Annotated in this window: 15 protein-coding genes and 1 other RNA gene; 5 read left to right on the plus strand and 11 right to left on the minus strand. The window is 69.0% G+C overall.

Annotated elements, in window-relative coordinates:
- Position 1: 1 nt before the first annotated feature.
- Positions 2–1168, minus strand: a complete 1167-nt coding sequence (locus D7Y15_RS14965) for an EndoU domain-containing protein (protein WP_121752999.1) — start codon at positions 1166–1168, stop codon at positions 2–4.
- 85 nt (positions 1169–1253) lie between these two features.
- Here D7Y15_RS14965 and D7Y15_RS14970 point away from each other — a divergent pair, with 85 nt between their 5' ends.
- Positions 1254–2078, plus strand: a complete 825-nt coding sequence (locus D7Y15_RS14970) for an SDR family oxidoreductase (RefSeq protein WP_121753000.1) — start codon at positions 1254–1256, stop codon at positions 2076–2078.
- A gap of 31 nt (positions 2079–2109) precedes the next feature.
- On the opposite strand, the gene tyrS is transcribed toward D7Y15_RS14970, so the two are convergent.
- The 3 genes from tyrS to ssrS form a co-directional block, all read right to left on the minus strand.
- Complete coding sequence (tyrS, locus tag D7Y15_RS14975; RefSeq protein ID WP_121753001.1) at positions 2110–3372, minus strand: tyrosine--tRNA ligase; 1263 nt, start codon at positions 3370–3372, stop codon at positions 2110–2112.
- A 104-nt stretch (positions 3373–3476) separates the two neighbouring features.
- The gene (locus tag D7Y15_RS14980; protein WP_169825797.1) at positions 3477–4109 is read right to left on the minus strand and encodes a 5-formyltetrahydrofolate cyclo-ligase; all 633 of its coding nucleotides are present in this window, start codon (positions 4107–4109) and stop codon (positions 3477–3479) included.
- 19 nt (positions 4110–4128) lie between these two features.
- Positions 4129–4321, minus strand: a non-coding RNA gene (ssrS, locus tag D7Y15_RS14985) — 6S RNA.
- Positions 4322–4557: 236 nt separating this feature from the next.
- Here ssrS and D7Y15_RS14990 point away from each other — a divergent pair.
- The 3 genes from D7Y15_RS14990 (at position 4558) to D7Y15_RS45245 (ending at position 6749) form a co-directional block, all read left to right on the plus strand.
- Complete coding sequence (locus D7Y15_RS14990) at positions 4558–5478, plus strand: type IV pilus biogenesis/stability protein PilW (RefSeq protein ID WP_121753002.1); 921 nt, start codon at positions 4558–4560, stop codon at positions 5476–5478.
- A complete protein-coding gene (locus D7Y15_RS14995) occupies positions 5475–6467 on the plus strand; it encodes a serine/threonine-protein kinase (RefSeq protein WP_120595024.1) in 993 nt (330 codons plus the stop codon). The genes D7Y15_RS14990 and D7Y15_RS14995 overlap by 4 nt, the downstream gene beginning before the upstream one ends.
- A 108-nt stretch (positions 6468–6575) precedes the next feature.
- Positions 6576–6749, plus strand: coding sequence for a hypothetical protein (locus D7Y15_RS45245; RefSeq protein WP_167548636.1), 174 nt, complete (start codon positions 6576–6578; stop codon positions 6747–6749).
- A gap of 59 nt (positions 6750–6808) precedes the next feature.
- Here D7Y15_RS45245 and D7Y15_RS15005 read toward each other — a convergent pair whose 3' ends face one another.
- From D7Y15_RS15005 to D7Y15_RS15030, 6 genes are all read right to left on the minus strand, one after another.
- Positions 6809–7954, minus strand: a complete 1146-nt coding sequence (locus D7Y15_RS15005; RefSeq protein WP_121753003.1) for a cysteine desulfurase family protein — start codon at positions 7952–7954, stop codon at positions 6809–6811.
- Positions 7951–9072: a bifunctional oligoribonuclease/PAP phosphatase NrnA gene (locus D7Y15_RS15010; protein WP_120576052.1), complete on the minus strand. Its 1122-nt coding sequence runs from the start codon at positions 9070–9072 to the stop codon at positions 7951–7953. Before D7Y15_RS15010 ends, D7Y15_RS15005 begins: the two co-directional genes overlap by 4 nt.
- Before the next feature lie 187 nt (positions 9073–9259).
- A complete protein-coding gene (locus D7Y15_RS15015) occupies positions 9260–10099 on the minus strand; it encodes a Fic family protein (RefSeq protein WP_120576051.1) in 840 nt (279 codons plus the stop codon).
- A gap of 120 nt (positions 10100–10219) precedes the next feature.
- A complete protein-coding gene (locus tag D7Y15_RS15020) occupies positions 10220–11557 on the minus strand; it encodes an AAA family ATPase (RefSeq protein ID WP_120576050.1) in 1338 nt (445 codons plus the stop codon).
- A gap of 60 nt (positions 11558–11617) precedes the next feature.
- Positions 11618–12568, minus strand: coding sequence for a branched-chain amino acid transaminase (locus D7Y15_RS15025; protein ID WP_120576049.1), 951 nt, complete (start codon positions 12566–12568; stop codon positions 11618–11620).
- Positions 12569–12682: 114 nt separating this feature from the next.
- Positions 12683–13624 (minus strand): MoxR family ATPase, encoded by a 942-nt coding sequence (locus tag D7Y15_RS15030; RefSeq protein WP_121753005.1) that lies wholly within the window; start codon positions 13622–13624, stop codon positions 12683–12685.
- A gap of 190 nt (positions 13625–13814) precedes the next feature.
- On the opposite strand from D7Y15_RS15030, the gene D7Y15_RS15035 reads away from it, so the two are divergent.
- A complete protein-coding gene (locus tag D7Y15_RS15035; protein ID WP_120565972.1) occupies positions 13815–14042 on the plus strand; it encodes a hypothetical protein in 228 nt (75 codons plus the stop codon).
- 87 nt (positions 14043–14129) lie between these two features.
- Here D7Y15_RS15035 and D7Y15_RS15040 read toward each other — a convergent pair whose 3' ends face one another.
- On the minus strand, positions 14130–18728 hold the full coding sequence (locus D7Y15_RS15040; RefSeq protein WP_121753006.1) for a response regulator: 4599 nt from the start codon (positions 18726–18728) through the stop codon (positions 14130–14132).
- Between the last annotated feature and the right edge of the window lie 195 nt (positions 18729–18923).

Here is an 18923-nt window from a genome sequence, read left to right on the forward strand (position 1 = left end):
GCTACTCCGAGCAGGTGGCGGCTTCGTCGGTGGGGTGCAGCGTGGCGATGCCGTAGGTGCCGTTGCGCGTGCCGCACCAGATGCGCCAGTTGCCGCCCTCCACGTCCGGCGCCGAGTACACGCCGCCCTCCTTCTTCGCCCCGCCGCGCGCACAGCAGCGCGCGAACGCCCGGGTTCCGATGGCGGCGATGGAGACCGCGTCCTGCGACGTCGCGAAGCTGCCCGTGCGCTTCACGCCGCAGGACCACGGGGACAGGCCCTTGAAGCGGATGAGGTACTGCTCACCGCGCACGGCTTCTTCACCCCTGGCCGGGCCCTGGTAGCAGACCTTTCCTTCCGCCTCGAGCTGCGCGTAGCGGGGCAGGAAGTGGAGGCCGCCAATCGGGCCGCGCTGCCAGTCGTCCCCGCAGAAGACGTGCGTGAACGCGTTGCGCGGGCCGGTGCTCACCCACAGGCTCGTGAGCCATTCGATGTTCGCCTGCCGCGAGCCCGGACGGCCCGCCGCGGACAGCGCGCGCTGCACTCGCGCGTCGTCGTAGTGCTTCGCGAAGAAGCGCTGCACGTCTCCGGCGCTCACGCTCGCATCGGGACGCGCGGGGCACAGGTCCAGCACCTCACGGTCCATCGCGGACAGCGCAGGGGCCTTGGCGAAGAGGGGCGGTTGATCACACGTGCTCGCGCACGCCGCTGCGTCACCCGGAACCGCCGCGCGGCCCGCGGGTGCGCGCACCGCCACGGTGACTTCTTCCTCGTCGTCCGGCTCCGCCGCGGGAGCACCCGCACCGGCCCCGCTCCCGATGGGCCTCGCCTCCGCGAGGGACACTCCACCTCCTCGCGACGCCTGCTGCTGGCGCGTGTTCTCATGGTCCGCGCGCACGAGCGCGTCCGTGCCCGGCGCCTTCTGGACGGCATCCGTGGGCGTGCCATCGCAGAGCACCCAGCCCTCCGCCTTGGGACCCTGGAGCTTGCACCACGCGCGGTCAGGGCCGCCCTTCTTCATGAGCGGATAGGACACGCCCGGCTGCACGGAGAAGACGACCTTGGAGGACTCGGGCTGGTCCACCGCGTCCACGGCTTCTTCAGTGACGAAGACGCCGCTCCCCGCGAAAGCGATGGGGGCGGTGGAGAGTGCCAGGAAGAAGCAGGCGAGCGACCCGGAGAGGCGCATGGTGGCCGGACTCTAACAGGGGTGCCCGAAGCCCGCTGTTCCCCGGTTGCGCGCGGCGCCGCGCCGCGAAATAAACGCGCCCGATATGAAACCGATGAATTTCCGAGGCCGCTGGGTGCTCATTACCGGCGCGTCGTCTGGCCTGGGGCTGGAGATGGCCCGCCTCCTCGCGAAGGAGCACGGCGCCCACATCATCGCCGTCGCCCGCCGCGAGGACCGGCTCACCGCGCTCAAGGCGGAGCTGGAGTCCGCGCACGGCGTGCAGGTGCTGCCCCTGTCGGCGGACCTCACGAAGCCCGGCGACGCCGCGCGCGTCTTCGAGACCGCCACGTCCGGCCGCACCGTCGACGGCGTCATCCTCAACGCGGGCGTCACCTACTTCGGCCACGCGCTGGAGCAGCAGCCCGGGTCCTTCGACGCGATGCTCGCCACCAACATCACCAGCGTGGTGCGCATGTCCCAGCTCTTCGGGGCGTACTTCGCGAAGCAGAGCGGGGGCGGGGCGCTGATGCTCGTCGCCAGCACGGCGGGCTTCGCGCCGCTGCCGTACCAGACGGCCTACGCGGCCACGAAGTCGTTCGTCATCAGCTACGGACGGGGACTGGCCTACGAACTGCGCAAGGCGGGCGTGTCCGTCACCGTCTTCGCGCCCGGCGGCATCGCCACGGAGATGCTGTCGGTGTCCGGTCTGGACCGGAAGTTCAAGGCGGGCGACGTGGGCATCATGTCCGCGGAGGCCTGCGCGCGCACCGCCGTGGAGGCGTTCGTGCACCGCCGCGAGCTCTCCGTGCCCGGCGTCCTCAACCGCTTCCTCGCGACGATGATGAAGCTGCTGCCCCACGGCTTCATGATGGGGCGCTCGGCCGCGCTGTACGAAGGCGCGTTGCCGAAGGAGCCGCCCGCGCCTTGAAACAGGCCCGGGCGGCACCCGTCGCGGCGACTCAGGACAGCTTCACCCGCGTGACCTTCAGCTTGCCCACCTGCACGGTGTACTCGCCGGACCCCAGCTCCGCCTTGGGGTCGGTGACCTTCTCACCGTTCACCTTCACGCCGCCCTGGCCCATCATCTTGCGAGCCTCGGTGGCGGAGGCGACGAACTTCGTCTCCGGCAGCAGCTTCGTGACGAGCATCTTCTCCGCGCCCGCGAGCGACACCTCCACGAGCGGCAGGTCCTCCGTGGACAGCTCCTTCTTGGCGAAGCGCTTCTCGAAGTCCTCCGCCGCCTTTCGGCCGGCCTCTTCACCCTGGAAGCGCGCGGCCATCTCCTGCGCGAAGGCGACCTTCGCGGCCTTGGGGTGCGCCGCGCCGGACTTCGTCTGCTCCTCCAGCTCCAGCACCTGCTTGAGCGGCATGGCGGAGAGGAGCTTGTAGTACCGCCACATCAGGTCGTCCGTGATGCTCATCAACTTGCCGAAGATGTTGTCCGCCGGCTCGTCGATGCCCACGTAGTTGTCCAGGCTCTTGGACATCTTGGAGCCGGTGATGACGCCGTCCACCAGCTTCGCGTCCAGGCCCTCCAGGATGGGGCCGGTCATGATGACCTGCGGCTCCAGGCCCTCTTCCTTCATCAGCTGCCGGCCGACGAGCAGGTTGAAGAGCTGATCCGTCGCGCCCAGCTCCACGTCCGCCTTCAGCGCCACGGAGTCGTAGCCCTGCAGGAGCGGGTAGAGGAACTCGTGGATGGCGATGGAGGTGTTCTCCCGGTAGCGCTTCTTGAAGTCGTCGCGCTCCAGCATGCGCTGCACGGAGTAGCGCGCCGCCAGGCGGATCATCCCCTCGGTGCCCAGCGCGTCGAGCCACTCCGAGTTGAACTTCACCACCGTCTTGTCCGGGTCCAGGACCTTGAAGACCTGCTGCTTGTACGTCTCCGAGTTGACCTTCACCTGCTCGCGGGTGAGCGGGGGACGGGCCGCGTTCTTGCCGGACGGGTCCCCGATGAGGGCGGTGAAGTCACCGATGAGGAACACCACCGTGTGGCCGAACTCCTGGAAGCGCCGCATGCGCGTGAGCAGCAGCGTGTGGCCCAGGTGCAGGTCGGGACGGCTGGGGTCGAAGCCCGCCTTGATGACGAGCGGCTTGCCCTTGTCATAGGAGCGCTGAAGCTTCTTCTTCAGGTCCTCCGGCACGTGCAAATCCACGGTGCCGCGAGTGACTTCTTCGAACTGCTCTTCGGGGGTCGCCTTGCGCAGTGCGTCCGGGTTCATGGCGCCGCGGACACTAGCCCAAAAAAGACGACGGGCAGGGCGGGACTTCCAAGTCCGCCCCACCCGTGGATGTCCGCCCGCCTGGCCCGCGGCTCAGGTCCGGCTCAGGTGTCCAGGAAGTCGAAGCTGCGGCACAGGCCGCGCATCGTCTGGCTCTCCGTGACGATCTGGTCCATGTCCACGTCGTCAATCGTCGTGGGCAGCACCTGGACGATCTGGTCGTTGAAGGCCAGACCCACCCGGCGGCTGCGCGTACTGGCCGCCTTGAGGGTGGCGTCGTAGTAGCCGCCGCCGCGCCCCAGCCGCTTGCCGTCCGGGCTGAAGCCCAGGCCGGGCACCACGAACAGGTCGATCTGATCCACCGCGATCAGGTCCGAGGAGTTCGTGGGCTCCCGGACGCCCAGGCGTCCCGGCTCCAACTCGCTCTCCGACTTGATGGCCCGGAAGGCCAGGATTCGCCCGTGCACGTGGGACAGCGGGTAGCAGACGATCTTCTCGTCCTGCAACGCCGCGATGAGGATGTCCCGGGTAGGCACCTCGCCCCGGATGGGGGCGTAGAGCGCTACCGTCCGTGCATTCTGATAGTAGGGCGATGCCAGGAATCGAGACTGGACCTTGAGGCCACGCTCGTCGATGAGGTCATTGGTCATCGCCTTGCGGCGCGCCGTCAGTTCCTCACGAAGCGTTACCTTCTTCTCCGCCGCCGCCGCCACCGTATCCGCCGCCGTCTCGCTCACCGCCGCCGCTCCAAAGAAAGAGTCCCCCGCCGAGCCGTGTGTCCAGCGTCCATTGAACCCTTAGAAGCCAGGTGGGGACCGAAATCATGTCACCGCAGGCTTCCCTCATCCCCGGTGAAGGGGGAGGGCTTGCACATGGCGACCGAAACGGACCCCGGAATGGACGTATCGGTTCGAATTTCTGCTGGGCATCACGCACCCCGCAGGGAACAGACCTTTACTGCTCAAATCTCGCTACAAGTCCTTAGAATCACTGGGAAAATCCCAGGGCGTTCTGGGAAAATGATAAGGACGGAGAAGCGTGCGGTCAAGCCGTCCTCGCGCGTTTACAAGCCGCCCCGTGGACTTCTATGATGCCCGGGTCCCCGACATGTCGCTCCCGACCCCAACATTGGCTCTCGCGGCGGTAGCCTGCCTCACCTCCGGATTCGCCTGGGCGGGTCCGCAGATGAACAGTACCTACCAGGCAGATGCCTTCGGCCCCATCGAGTTGCGCTCGGACGGGGAGCACCTCGTCGGCACGGCGCCGGCCGGGGGGCCCTGCCAACGCCCGGTCGCCGAGCAGATTCTGACAGGCGACTTCCAGGGCAACGTCTTCCTGGGCGAGCTCACGCTCTGTCAGACGGGGGACACCTGCACCCCGTCCCGCAGCTTCCCGGTGATGCTCGTCTACAACGTGGAGGAGCGGGCACTGGGCGGCGTGGTGAAGCTGGAGGACAGCTGCGAGTCCCCGGCCCTGCCCAAGAGCCGGATGCTGGTGTTCCGGGCGACGGAGCAGGGGGCCGCGCTGACGCCGACTCCGGCAACGGCGCAGGCCCCGGAGCAGCGTCAGGCGCAGGCTCCCGTGCCGCCCCCGCCGTCTGGTGGGGCCGCGCAGGTGGCGGCGCAGCGCCGGCTGGAGCCGCTGGACGTGGCGGCCACCTTGAAGCTGGGCCAGTCGCTGCTGGCGCAGAACCCCATCGCGGCTTCGCAGCAGTTCCAGTTGGTGCTGGCCCAGGAGAAGGAGAAGAACAACGCCTGGGCGCTGACGGGCATGGGCGTGTCGCACTACCTGCGCAAGCAGCAGCCGGAGGCGCTCAAGTACCTGGAGCAGGCGCGCAACGTGGGCAGCGGCGCGGCCAAGGCGGAGGCCTTCTTCTGGACCGCGTGCGTGAAGCGGGCGGCGCAGGAGTCGGGGTTCGCCCAGGTCGCGTTGCGCCGCGCGCTGGCGGAGGGCTGGTCCGCGCCGGAGGGCAACGCGCTGGTGGAGCGCGAGCTCCAGCTGTTCGCCAATGAAGGCGCGGTGTACGAGGCGCAGGTGAAGCAGGCCCGCAGTCGCAAGCGGGTCCAGGGCCGTGATCCGCAAGGAGCTGGCAGCGCCAGCCCGTGAACGCGCCGACTCCCGTGTCGAAGCCCATCCGCGTCTTCGGCAACTACGAAATCCAATCGCTGCTGGGCAAGGGCGGCATGGCCGAGGTGTACCGCGCGCGCGTGCGCTCCGGTCCCTATGAAGGCTGGACGGTCGCGCTCAAGCGGCTGTTGCCCGCGCTCACCCGCGACCCGGCGTCGGTGGACCTCTTCCGCCGCGAGGCGCAGCTGTCGCGCCAGCTGGACCATCCGAACATCGTGAAGGTGCTGGACGCCGGGATGCTGGACGACGTGTCCTTCCTGGTGATGGACCTGGTGGACGGGCGCGACCTGGGCCACATCCTGCGCCGGTGCAAGGCGCGCGGGATTCCGCTCCCCGTCGACTTCGCGGTGTACCTGGCGAAGGTGCTGATGGAGGCGCTCGCGTACGCGCACACCGCCACCGGCCCGGACGGCAAGCCGCTGGGCATCGTCCACTGCGACGTGTCCCCGTCCAACCTGTTCATCTCCCGCGTGGGGGAAATCAAGCTGGGCGACTTCGGCGTGTCGCGCGTGCTGGTGGACGGCAAGCTCCAGGGCGGCGAGGTGCTGGGCAAGCCGTACTACCTGTCCCCGGAGTCGCTGCAGGGCGCCGTCACGCCGGAGGCGGACCTGTGGGCCGCGAGCGTGGTGCTCTACGAGCTGCTCACGCTGGGCCGGCCCTTCGTGGGCACGACGCCGGAAGAGGTCTTCGCGGGCATCCTGTCGCGCAAGTACCGGCCCCTGCGGGCGGTGCGTCCGGACATCCCGCAGGCGCTGGATGACGTGCTGGCGCGCGCGTTCGCGGAGAACCCCGAGGACCGCTTCTCGTCCGCGGAGGAGTACGCGAAGGCGCTGTCGCCGCACTTCGACGAGAACGTGGGGACGCCGCTGGCCATCGCGGCGGTGGTGCGCGGCCTGTTCGGCACCACGGACGAGATGCCCGCGTACCGGGGCTCGCCGTCCAACGGCCCCTCAGAAGACAACGGGTAGCCGGGCGGGCAGGGCCCTGTCGCGCGGGCTCCCGTCCGATGGAGCCCGCTGCGGTGCCTGCTCCGGATGATGACCTTTCCTCCCGCGAACCCGCACCGGGAGGAATCCATGGCGACCGAGCGAAAGCAGCAGCAGCCCGAGCAGAACGAGCCCACCCGGGAGACAAGGCGGGGCGACGAGCGGCTTCCGCCCAAGCCCGACGAGGCCAAGGAGGGCATCCCCGGATACGGCCAGCCGGATCCAGAGGTCCGCGAGAAGAACCTGCCGGACCAGAAGTGGTGAGCCGCCCCAAGGATTGATCGCGTGTCCGTCAGTGCTCGCGACCCTGTGCGGTGCGGGCCTCAGCCTTCGAGGGCGCGCACCCGGGGCACATGCGTGCACAGCGCGTCCACGACACGAGAGACCTCCGCGCTGGTGGTGCCAGGGCCCAGGCTGAAGCGCAGGCTTCCACGCGCCTCGGCGGGGGAGAGGCCCATGGCGCGCAGCACGTGGGACGGGGACAGCGTGCCGGACGCGCAGGCCGCTCCCGACGAGACGCGGATGTCCTCCAGGTCCAGCGCCATCAGCAGCGCTTCCCCCTCCACGCCGTCGAAGCGCAGGTTGCTGGTGTTGGGCACCCGGGGCGCCCCAGCGCCGTTCACCGACACCCCGGGCAGCCGCTGGAGCACCTGCTGTTCGAAGGTGTCGCGCAGGGCTTCGACCCTCGCGGCGGTATTGGCCTGCTCCGCGGCGGCCAGTTCCAGGGCCAGGGCCAGGGCCTCGGCGTAGGGCACGTTCTGTGTGCCTCCGCGCCGGCCTCCCTCCTGGTGTCCGGGTGTCAGCGCCCGCACGTCCACGCCCTTGCGCACCACGAGCACGCCCACGCCCTGGGGGCCACCGAACTTGTGCGCGGAGAGAGAGAGCAGGTCCGCGTCCACTTCGCGCAACGTGAGCGGCACCTTGCCCGCGGCCTGCACGGCGTCCGTGTGGAAGAGGATGCCGCGCTGACGGCACGCGCGCGCGGTCTCCGCCACCGGCTGCAGCACGCCCGTCTCGTTGTTGGCCCACATCAGCGAACACAGCGCGGTGTCCGGCGTGAGCGCCTCCAGCACGGACTCCAGCGGCACACGGCCGTTGGAGTCAGGGGACAGCCGCACCACCTGGGCGCCGTCCTTCTCCAACTGCGTGAGCGCACCCAGCGCGGACGGGTGCTCCACCGTGGTGGACACCACGCGGCGGCGGTCCTTCACCGGGCGGGCCGCGTAGGCGCCCATGAGCGCGAGCGCATCCGCCTCACTGCCCGACGCGGTGAAGGTGATCTCCTTCGGCTCGCAGCCCAGGACGCGCGCCACCTTCGCTCGCGCCGCGTCCAACCGGGCCCGGGCCTCGCGACCACCTCCGTGCACGCTGGACGCGTTGCCGAAGCCGCCTTCCGTGAAGGCCCGTGCGAGCAGCGCGCCCACCTCCGCGCGCACCGGCGCGGCGGCGTTGTGGTCCCAGTAGATCACGTGTCCTGCGCGGACAGCAGCGACACCGGCCGCTCCTCGGAGACACCAAAGGCTTCGAGGAAGCGCGACACCACCTCGCGCTTGAGCGCCTTGCGCTTGGCCGCGCTGCCGGACAGGGGCAGCCGCGCGCCCGCCATGCTGCCGTGGCCGCCGGACGAACCGCCCAGGTCCTCGCACAGCTCGCGGATGAGGCGGCCCGCGTTCATGCGCCGGTCCTTCACGCGCAGGCTCAGGAAGAGCTGGTTGCGGAACGTTCCGTACGCCAGGGACCACTTCATCCCTTCCAGGTACATCATCCGCTCGGCGACCTCCGCCACCAGGTCCGGAGAGTAGACCTCCTCCAGGTCGGTGATGATGGCGGTGCCGTAGACCTTCGCCTTCTCGATGGACGTGTGGAACAGCTGGAAGAAGCGCGCCGGCAACTCCGGGTGCTCAATCTGTCCCAAGAGCTGCTTGTCGCAGCGGGGGAACAGCCACAGGTAGCTGTCCACGTCCGTCTGAGTCGTCTCACGGCCCAGGTCCCGCGTGTCCGCCTTGATGCCGTAGAAGAGCGCGGTGGCGATCTCCACGGACGGCTCCAGCCGAGCGGCCCGCAGGTACTCCACCAGCATGGTGGAGGTGGCGCCGAAGTCGCCGCCCACGTCCGCGAAGGGGGCCAGCAGGCTCTCCTCTCGCAGCGGATGGTGGTCCACCACCAGGTCCGCGCGGTAGCGCGCCGGCAGGGAGTGGTTGCGCACCGGCGGCTGCGTGTCCACCAGGCCGAAGAGGTCGTACTGGCTGAAGTCGATCTGCGACACGTGCGACACCGGCAGCCGGAGCACGCGCACGAAGGCGACGTTCTCCGCACGGCCAATGATGCCGCCGTAGCCCACGTGGGACTCGATGCCGGCCTTGCGCTCCAGCAGATGGGCGAGCGACACCGCCGCCGCCATGGAGTCGGGGTCCGGGTTGTCGTGCGTGAGGATGAGCGCCCGGCGGTGACCCTTGGCCACCTGGAGCAGGCGGGCCAGCTTGTCGGCGGCAGGCAACTTCGCCAACCGCGCTGGCGGAGGCTCCGTGAGCTCGCTCCCGGCGGGAAGCTGGGCGCGGCGGCTTTGGAGGGACGGGGTGACAGGCATGGGGACTCTTCTTTTACTTCCTCCGCCACGGGGATTCGAGAAGTCGGATGTTCTCTCCGTGACGTTCAGGGGTGTGTCCAACACCCCAATGGTGTCGACGTGCCGCGCGTTCTTCACGCCGCGGCGGAGGACGGGCGGGACGCCTGCTCCCTCGCCAGTCCTCCGGGGGCACGCCGCCCCGCGAGCGCTACTCCACCGTCTTGTACTTGCGGCCGAGGTCGCGGAAGTACTTCACGCCGTTGTCCAGCGAGTTCTCCATCGCGTCCATCAGCACCGTGCGGAACGTGGCCACGGGCGCGCGGAAGGACTCGTAGTAGCGCTGCCGGTCGATGGAGTGGATGACCGCGGGCATGTAGCCGTTGCGCAGCAGGATGAGGTTGCTGCACATGCGCCCCACCTTCCCGCTGTGCTCGGTGAAGGGGAAGATCTGCAGGAACTCGTGCTGCACCACCGCCGCCTGCTTGATGGGGTGGAACTCGCGGAACTCCGCGCTGGCGGTGTGGTCCACGAGCTTCTCCAGCCGCGCCTGGATCTTCGCGGGCTGGGTGATGTCGTGGAAGTAGGTGCGGTGCAGGGGCATGTCCTTGCGCAGCCCCGCGCGGTCGCGCTCCTTGGCCAGCTCCTTCTCCGTGCGCTCGCGGCGCTCCATGCGCGCACGCTCGGCCAGCGCTTCCGGCGTGTTGCCCAGGAAGAGGTCGTGCATCCGCTTGATGGTGGTGAGCGTGAGCGCGGACTGCTTCTTCGCGCCCACGGCCTCCTCGCGGATGAAGTCCGCCACCGCCTTGTGGTTGCGGATCTCCAGCACCACCGGGATCATGGAGGCTTCCGCCGCCGTGCGCTCCGGGAAGAGCGCGGCCATCAGCTCCTGGTGCGTGTACACGACGCCTTCGAGCGCGGCGTCGTGGTAGATCCACGACATCTCGAAGCGGTCGAGGTACTCACGCGCCGGCGGCTTGCCCTTGTAGATCTCAAGGTACTCGCGCAGCTGCTCGTTCTTCTCGTCGATGTCCTGGTAGCGTTCCTTCACGGACTGCGGCTCCTTCTCGCTCCGGCCCGCCCCGGGCGCTGATTCTCAGAGGCTGCGCCGGGAGGTACAACGGCACGCGGAGTCTAGAAATTCCGCGCGGTTGGAACAAATAAAACCTGACTAGAGATTCACCAGGAACACTTCGCACGCCTGATCCAGCAGGTCTTTTGAAAGGGCTGGCGGGATTTGCCGGTATCGGGCCGCGTCCCGGATGAGCGACACGAGGTCGCGGGGGTGGCAGGAGCGCATCTCCATGCTGCGCGGCTTGTAGTAGTGCTCCACCAGGTAGGTGATGGCCTGGTCCACGTAGGGGATGCCCGCCGCTTCGCACACCCGGCGGAAGATCTCCCGGTAGGACTCTTCATCCGGGTTGCCTACTTCAATCTTGTACTTGATGCGCCGCAGGAAGGCCTCGTCCACCAGCTCCTTGGGGTCCAGGTTGGTGGAGAAGACGAGCAGCTGATCGAAGGGAATCTCGAACTTCTTGCCGGTGTGCAGGGTGAGGAAGTCCACCCGCTTCTCCAGGGGGACAATCCAGCGGTTGAGCAGGTCCGTGGGGTGGACCTTCTGGCGGCCGAAGTCGTCGATGAGGAGCATGCCGCCGTTGGCCTTCACCTGGAACGGCGCCTCGTAGAAGCGGGTGCTCTCCGAGTAGATGAGGTCCAACGTCTCCAGCGTCAGCTCGCCGCCCACCACCACGGCGGGGCGCCGGCAGAGCGACCAGCGCTTGTCCATTTCGAACGTCTGCCGGCGGCCGCTGGCGTCACGGCCCGCCTCCAGCGACACGGGCGTGTGGATGATGCGGTCGAAGACCTTGATGATCTGGTTGTCGATTTCGAGGCAGTGCGGGACGAACACCTCGCCGCCGAACATGTGGGAAATCGCCTCCGCCAGGCTCGTCTTGCCGTTGCCGGGCGGGCCGTAGAGGAAGAGCGAGCGGCCGGAGTTCACGGCCGGGCCCAGCTTGTCCATCAGCTCCGCGGAGACGGTGAGGTGGCCCAGGGCGGCCATGAGGTCCTCCTGGCCTACTACGGGCGTCTCCTCCGTCTGGCTGCTGATGAGGGCGTTGTACTGCTCGATGGGGACGGGCGCCGGCCCCACGTAGGTGGAGCGGGTGAGGGCGTCACGCGCGTACTCGCGGCCCTTCTCCGTGAGGGCGAACTCCACGGACGCGCGGCCAAAGCCCTTGCCGCCGCGGAGGTCCACCAGCTTCTCCGCGGCGAGGAAGTCCACCACGTGCTCCACCACGCCGGACCAGGGCAGGCACATGCTTTCGGCGATGGCCACGCCCGTGCCGGTGCCGGCGTAGTAGAGGAACTTGAGGCCCAGGTCCGCGAGCAGACCCATCCTCAGGCCCGTGTCCTCCAGCGACTTCGGCTCACTGGGAGCGATGTCGAGGACGGACGGGTTCTCCAGCTTGAAGGGATTGTCTTCGTACGCGTAGCCGGCGGGAGGCATCGGGTACGGGTTGTACCCGATTCCCCCGGCCGCCGGGACTTCACGTCCGCCGACTGTCCGTCAAACGTAGGTCAGCCAGTCCGCATAGCGGGCTTCCTGGCCCCGTACGACGCGGAAGTACATGTCCTGGACGAACTTGCTGATGGGGCCGGGCTTGCCGTCGCCAATCTGCCGGTTGTCCACCTCGCGCACCGGGGTGATCTCCGCGGCGGTGCCGGTGAAGAAGACCTCGTTGGCGATGTAGAGGGCGTCACGGGTGACGGTGACCTCCTCGATGGTGGTGTGGCCGGCGTCGCGTAGCAGCTTCAGCACCGTGTCGCGGGTGATGCCATCCAGGACGGGGGACGAGAGGGGCGGCGTCTTGATGACGCCCTTCTTGTTCACGAGGAAGATGTTCTCCCCGGAGGCCTCCGCGACGAAGCCGCTGATGTCCAGGAGGATGGCCTCGTCGTAGCCGGCGAGCACCGCCTCGCGCTTGGCGAGGATGGAGTTCACGTACTGGCCGGTGATCTTGCCGCGCACCATGTTCACGTTCACGTGGTTGCGCGTGAAGGAGCTGACCTTGGCGCGGATGCCCTCCTTCATGCCCTTGTCGCCCAGGTACGAGCCCCAGTCCCAGGCGGTGATGCCCACGCGGGTGGGGTTCACCGCGCCCAGGCCCATGGCGCCGTCGCCCATGAAGGCCACCGGGCGCAGGTAGGCGCCGTTGGCGAACTGCTGCTTCTGCTTGCGCAGCAGGTCCACCGTGGCCTCGACCAGCTCGTCCTCGCTGTAGGGAATCGGCAGCATGATGATGTGCGCGGAGTCGAGCAGGCGGCGGATGTGCTCGCGCAGCCGGAAGACGGCGAGCCGGCCATCATGGGTCTTGTAGGCGCGGATGCCCTCGAAGACGCCCAGGCCGTAGTGGAGGGCGTGCGTCATCACGTGCACGTTGCCCTCGTCCCATTTGATCAGCTTCCCATCGAGCCAGATGTGTTCGGCGCGCAGCACGGTGGATGAGGTTGAGCTCATCGGGATGTTCCTCTCGGGCCAGGGGTGGGACAGCTGAGGGACTTGTACCCAGGCACACTGGGGACGCAAAGCGTGAAGTGCCAACGATCTGCACTCCGCGTGCGGCGCTTTGCGTCAGGCCTGCGCGATGGTGGGCAGGTTGGCGCGGGCCTTCTCGATGTCGCCCTCGTATTTGAGGACGAGGTTGAGCGTGGCGGCGACGACGTCCGCGCTGAGCGCTTCCGCGTTGAGCAGCGTCAGGCTCTGCGCCCAGTCCAGGGTCTCGCTGATGGACGGGGCCTTCTTCAAATCCAACGCGCGGATGGCGGCGACGGCTTCCACCACCTGCTCGGCCAGCACCTGGGGAACCTCCGGCAGGCGCGAGCGGACGATGCGCAGCTCGCGCTCGCGGTCCGGGAAGTCGATGTGCAGGTGCAGGCAGCGGCGCTTGAGCGCGTCCGACAGCTCACGGGCGTTGTTGCTGGTGAGGATGACGCGCGGGACATGCTTCGCGCGGATGGTGCCCAGCTCCGGCACCGTGACAGCGTTGTCAGAGAGGACCTCCAGCAGGAAGGCCTCGAACTCCGGATCCGCCTTGTCGATTTCGTCCACCAGCAGCAGGGCGGGCGTGTCCGACAGCTGGGCCTGGAGGATGGGGCGGGGGAGGAGGAAGCGCTCGGAGAAGAACACCGCGTCCCCGGACGCGAGCCGGTCCGCGGCCTCCGCCAGCGTGGACGTGCCCTGGGTCAGCTCGCCAATCTTGTCCTTGAGCAGCTGGGTGTAGAGCAGCTGCTTGGCGTACTCCCACTCGTAGAGGGCCTTGGCCTCGTCCAGGCCCTCGTAGCACTGGAGGCGGATGAAGGTCCGGTCCAACGCCTGGGCCAGGGCCTTGGCCAGCTCCGTCTTGCCCACGCCGGCCGGGCCCTCCACCAGGATGGGCTTGCCCATCCGGTCCGCCAGGAACACCGCCGTGGCGATTTCAGGGGACGACAGGTAGCCCACCGCCTCCAGGCAACGCGCCGCGTCCTCCACGCTGGTGAACGAGCGAATCTCCGGAGTCAGTTGGGGGGGGCTCACACCCGTCAACTTAACCGACGGTTCCGTGGCCACTGCGGCAAAAATGCCAGGGTTGTGGGGGCGCCGTCCGCACTCTTGAGGACCTTGGGAGCTGTAACCCTGCGGAATCAGGGTGCGTAATTATTTTCGCACCGCGGGCATGCACCGTGCATCTATGCGGGCGTATCTCAGGACGACGAGGTCGCGGGTCATGTGGGCGTGGCTGAAGCTGGCGATGGCGGTGCTGGTGGTGGTGATGCCGGGGGGCTTCCCCCTCGTGCTGGCGTACATCGCGACGCGGACGCTGCTGGAGCGGTGGCGGCAGGCGCAGGCGCTGGCGCTGGAAGAGGGCCGTCCGGTGTCGGTGGTGCGGGACGTGGTGGGCGCGCTGCACTTCCGGGACCTCATCCGTGAGGCGAAGGCGGCCACGGCGCTGTAGCCGTCGCGGGACAGTCTTGAGATGGACGAAGGGCCCGGCACTCCATGGAGTGCGCGGGCCCTTGTCGTTTCCCACGGGGAGTGAGGGCTACTTGTCGAGCTCGTCGACGAGCGCCGTCCAGTCGTCCTCACCGGCTTCGGGGGCGGTGGGCAGCTGCATCACCATGGTGCGCTCCGGGGCCTCCTCGTCCACGGGGACGGGGGTGGGCGCGGCAGCGGCCTTCTTCGCGGCGGGCTTGGCGGCGGCCTTGGCCGGGGGCTTGGCGGCGGCCGGGATGACCGGGTTCGCCTGGACGGTGGCGGCCAGGTGCTCTTCCTCGGTGGCCTTGGCGCTGGCCTTCGCGGCGGGCGCGGCAGCGGCGGCCGGAGCCTTGGTCTTGTAGCGGGCCAGCTCCAGCTCGGCGACCTTGAGCGCCTTGCTCTTCTCCTGGACGGACGTCTGGAGGCGGGCGACTTCCTGCGCCTTGATGGCCTCGCGGCGCTCGAGCTCCGCCTTCTGCTTGGCGTTGAGGTCCTCCAGCTCCTTGGCCTGACGGGCCTCCAGGTCCTTGCGGTCCTTCTGCGCCGTGGCGAGCTTCGCGGCCGCCTCGTTGGCCTTGGTCTCCGCCGCGGCGACGCGGGCGTTGAGGTCCTTCTCCGCGCGGGCGCGGGTGCTCTGGGCGTTCTCCAGCGCCAGCTCCAGGTCCTGGGCCTTCTTGGTGCGGGTCTGCACCTGGGCCTGGGCCTCCTTGAGCTTCGCCTCCGTGTCGGCGGCGAACTTCTGGGCCTCCTGGGACAGCTGCGTGATGCGCTGCTCCGCCTTCGCGAGCTTCGCGGCCAGGTCGTCCGACTGCTTCTTCGCCTCGGCGGCGGAGGCCTGGGCCTGCTGGGCCTGCTGCTGGGCCTGGGCCTGGGCCTGCTGGAGCTGTCCGGCCAGTCCGTCGCGCTCGCTGGTGAGCTTCTTCTGCTGCTGCGCGCCCTGCTGCAGCTGCGAGTCTCGGTCCGCGATGGCCTTGCGCGCCCCGTCCAGCTCGCCGGAGACGTTGGCGACCTGCTGGTTGAGCGCGTCCGCCTGCTTCTTCGCCTCGGAGGCCTGCTGCTCCAGCTGACCTTCCAGCTGCTTCACGTGCTCCGTGCGGGTGGAGACCTCGCGGTTGAGCACCTCCGCCTGACGCATCTTCTCCTGCGTCACGTGCGTGAGCTTGCGGAGCGTGTCCGACAGCTCCTTGCCCTTGGTGTCGACCTCGTTCTGGAGGAGCTCCTCACGGCGCTGCGACTCGTGGGTGAGCGTCTGGAGGCGGTCCTCCAGGTCGTGCCGCGCGTCCTCCGTCTGCGCGAGCTTGGAGGACAGCTGCGTGACTTCCGACACGCGCGTGCCCAGCTCGTGCTTGGTGACGATGAGCTGCTCGGCCAGGTCCTCGCCGTTGGCCTGGGCCTCGGTGAGCTGGCGCGTGAGCTCCGCCTGGGCGCTGGCGGCGGCCTGGCGGGACTGCGCGTGGGTCTGCTCCTCGCGGGCCAGCGCGTCCTGGGTGCTGGCGAGCTGGCCCTGCGTGTCGGCCAGCTGCTGCGACGTGGCGTTCAGCTCCGCGAACAGATTGTCGCGCTCGCCGGTGAGGGCGTTGATGCGCGCGGTGGTCTCTTCCGCGAGCGCCGCGTGGGCGGTGCGCTCCGCGTCGTAGCTGCCCTGCGTCTCCGACAGGTCCGCGCGCAGCTGGCCAATCTGGCCGGTGAGGTCCTGCTCCAGCGAGTCCTTCGCCGCGTTGAGCGCCTGCAGGTCCGCGATGCGCGCGTCGCGCTCCTCGGTGGTGCGGGCGAGGAGGCCGTTGGTCTCCTGGAGGATGTCGCGCGTCTCGTTGAGCTCCGCGTCCAGTTCGTCGCGGTGCGAGGTGACCTTCGCCAGGTCGGCGCGCGTCGACTCCAGGGTCTCCTGGGTCTGCGTCAGCGTCTGGCTGGTGGCCTCCAGCTCACCGCGCGTCTCCGCGAGCGTGCCTTCCGTGCTGGAGAGCGTCGCCTGCGTGTCGGCGAGCGTCCCTTCCGTTCGCGCCAGCGTGTCCTGCGTCTGGGCGAGCGTCGCCTCGGTGGTGGCCAGCGTCTGGCTGGTGGCCTCCAGCTCGCCCTGGGTGGACGCGAGCGTCCCTTCCGTCTGCGCGAGCTTTGCCTGCGTGTCCGTCAGCGTCTGGCTGGTGGCCTCCAACTCGCCACGGGTCTCCGCGAGCGTACCTTCCGTGCTGGAGAGCGTGGCCTGCGTGTCGGAGAGGGTCTGGCTGGTGGCGTCCAGCTCACCGCGCGTGGTGGAGAGCGTCTCCTCCGTCTGCGCGAGCCGGGACTGGGTGTCGGCCAGGGTCTGGCTGGTCGCCTCCAGTTCGCCGCGCGTCTCCGCCAGCGTGCCTTCCGTGCTGGAGAGGGTGGCCTGCGTGTCGGCGAGCGTGGCCTCCGTGCGCGCCAGCGTGCCCTGCGTGTCCGCGAGGGTCGCCTCGGTGGTGGCCAGCGTCTGGCTGGTGGCGTCCAGCTCACCGCGCGTGGTGGAGAGCGTCTCCTCCGTCTGCGCCAGGCGCGTCTGCGTCTCGGAGAGCTGCTGGCTGGTGGCCTCCAGCTCGCCGCGCGTCTCGGAGAGGGTGGCCTCCGTGTTGGAGAGCGTGCCCTGCGTCGCGGAGAGCTGCTGGCTGGTGGCTTCCAGCTCGCCGCGCGTCTCCGCGAGGGTGGCTTCCGTGCTGGAGAGCGTGTTCTGCGTCTCGGAGAGCTGCTGGCTCGTGGCCTCCAGGTTGCCGGTCAGCTCGGAGATGCGCGCGTCGCGGTCGGCGACGTCCGTCTGCAGGCCCTCGATGGTTCCGTCGCGCTGGGTGACGGTGTCCTCGAGCGAGGCCACGCGCGCGGAGAGCTGTTCGCCCTGGCGCTGGGAAGCGTCCAACTGCTCGGTGAGCGCCTGAATCTGGCCGTTGAGGTCCGCCTCCAGGGCGTCCTTCGCCGCGCGCAGGTCCTCCAGCTGGCTGGTGAGGTCCTGCTCCAGCGCGTCCTTGGCCTGCTGCAGCGCCTGGATCTCCGCGGTCAGCTCGTTCTCGCGGTCCTCCAGGTGCGTCTTGACGGCCTCGACTTCACCTTCCAGCTCACCGATGCGCTCGCGGTGCTGCTGGATGGTGGCGTTGAGCTCCGCCTCGCTGTTCTCGTTGCGGGCGATGGTCTCCTGCAGCTCGCGGTCGAGCGCGGAGATCTTCCCGTCCCGCTCCTCCACGCGCTGCGTGAGGTCCGCCTCCAGGGCGTCCTTGTCCAGCCGGAGCTGGTCGCGCTCGCCGGTGACGCGCGCGATGTCGGACTCCAGGTCCGCCACCTGCTGCGTGAGGCGCTGCTCCAGGGCGGCGCGCTCGGCGTTGAGGCGCTCAATCTCCGCGTCCGAGCGGCTGGCGTGCTCCTCCGCCGTGGTGGACCGGGCCTCCAGGCCGCGCACGGTGGCGTCGCGCTCCTGCTCCGTCTGCGTCAGCCGCTCCTGGAGGGCCTGCAGCTCGCCGTCCAGTTCGGCGTAGCGCTGGTCGCGCTCGCTGACGGTGCGGGACAGCTCGGACTCGAACTGGTCGCCGCGCTCGCGCAGCTGGAGGATGTCCGCCTCATTGGCGCGGACGGTGTCCTGGAGCTTCTGCTCCTTGACCTCGAACTCCAGCGTGACGACGCCGAGGTGCTTCTCCAGCTTGTCGAACTCGTTGCGCCAGCTCTCCAGGTCCGCGCCGCGCCGGGACAGCTCCTCGTCGCGGAGGTTGACCTCCTTGCGCAGGACGTTGATGTCCTTTTCCTTGGAGGCGACGACCTCGATGAGGTCCTTCTCCGAGGAGAACTTCTGGAGGAGCAGGTCGTCGACGGTGGCGCCGTGCTCGCGCTCCTTCTGGACGATGGACTGCTGCGCGTCGTTGAAGCGCCGCAGCAGGTCGTCCACCTGCATCTTCAGGCCCTGCAGCTCCACGTCCTTCTCGTGGAGGCGGTCCTCCACGGAGAGCAGCTCGCGCTCGCGGACGCTCCAGATTTCCGACAGGCGCGCGAGCTGGGCTTCACGCGTCTTCAGCTCGTCCCGGAGGATCTGGACCTTGCCCTCGGGCGTGCCCATCAGCTCGCGGCGCGGGGGCGGGCGCTTGAGCTGACGCGACTCCGCCAGCAGTTCCGCCTTGCGGTCCGCGATGGACGAGAAGGCCCGGTCCATGAAGGCCTTGTCCTCGTCCGTCATGGCGCTGCGGCGCTCGCGCTTGGGCAGCTTGGGCGGAGCGCCCGTGCGCACGCCGGGCATGGGCGGCGGGGCTTCACGCGGGGCGCCGGAGAGCGCGGCGTCCAGGTCCGCGTCCGAGTCGTCGGAGCCGGGCGGCACGATGCCCGCGCTCATGGAGGCCAGCTCGCCCATCTCGAACGGGATGACGAGGTAGCCGTCCGCGGCGGCCGGCGTCTCACGGTGCTTGTTCAGACCCTCCACGCCGGAGTCGGAGGAGAGCAGGAGGACCTTGAGGTTCTGGCCCCACTTGCCCTTCTTGATCTGCCCACAGAGGGCGAAGCCGGACTGGTCCGGCAGCTCCGCGCGCACGACGACGAGGTCCGGTCGGCGCTTCTCCAATTCCCGCTGCGCGTCTGACGCAGTGGTGGCCATGGCCGTGTTGTAGCCCGCGCTCTTGAGCACGGAGGCCATGCTGAGTGCGAAGTCGTTCTGGCTTTCGACGATGAGGACGCGACGCTCCATGAAGCCCTTCACCCAGCAAAAAGTGCAGTGAAAACCGCCACATCCTATCGGGCGGGCACAAGGCTTGGGAAGTTTCCGAGCAGTGCTCGGTCGGCTGCCTCACGAGTTCTTGCCGCGAACCGCTCCCTGGCCGACAGGGGGGCCCGACTCGGGGGGCACGCCTGCTTCCGGATCCCGCCCGGGGAAGTTGGTGGG

Origin of the sequence: Corallococcus sp. AB030, assembly GCF_003668965.1 — a bacterium.
Lineage (GTDB): Bacteria > Myxococcota > Myxococcia > Myxococcales > Myxococcaceae > Corallococcus > Corallococcus exiguus.

Coding starts and splice junctions, on each gene's coding strand:
- D7Y15_RS14965 (WP_121752999.1), bottom strand. CDS start 1,168: ATGCGCCTCTCCGGGTCGCTCGCCTGCTTCTTCCTGGCACTCTCCACC.
- D7Y15_RS14970 (WP_121753000.1), top strand. CDS start 1,254: ATGAAACCGATGAATTTCCGAGGCCGCTGGGTGCTCATTACCGGCGCG.
- tyrS (WP_121753001.1), bottom strand. CDS start 3,372: ATGAACCCGGACGCACTGCGCAAGGCGACCCCCGAAGAGCAGTTCGAA.
- D7Y15_RS14990 (WP_121753002.1), top strand. CDS start 4,558: ATGAACAGTACCTACCAGGCAGATGCCTTCGGCCCCATCGAGTTGCGC.
- D7Y15_RS45245 (WP_167548636.1), top strand. CDS start 6,576: ATGGCGACCGAGCGAAAGCAGCAGCAGCCCGAGCAGAACGAGCCCACC.
- D7Y15_RS15010 (WP_120576052.1), bottom strand. CDS start 9,072: ATGCCTGTCACCCCGTCCCTCCAAAGCCGCCGCGCCCAGCTTCCCGCC.
- D7Y15_RS15020 (WP_120576050.1), bottom strand. CDS start 11,557: ATGCCTCCCGCCGGCTACGCGTACGAAGACAATCCCTTCAAGCTGGAG.
- D7Y15_RS15025 (WP_120576049.1), bottom strand. CDS start 12,568: ATGAGCTCAACCTCATCCACCGTGCTGCGCGCCGAACACATCTGGCTC.
- D7Y15_RS15035 (WP_120565972.1), top strand. CDS start 13,815: ATGTGGGCGTGGCTGAAGCTGGCGATGGCGGTGCTGGTGGTGGTGATG.
- D7Y15_RS15040 (WP_121753006.1), bottom strand. CDS start 18,728: ATGGAGCGTCGCGTCCTCATCGTCGAAAGCCAGAACGACTTCGCACTC.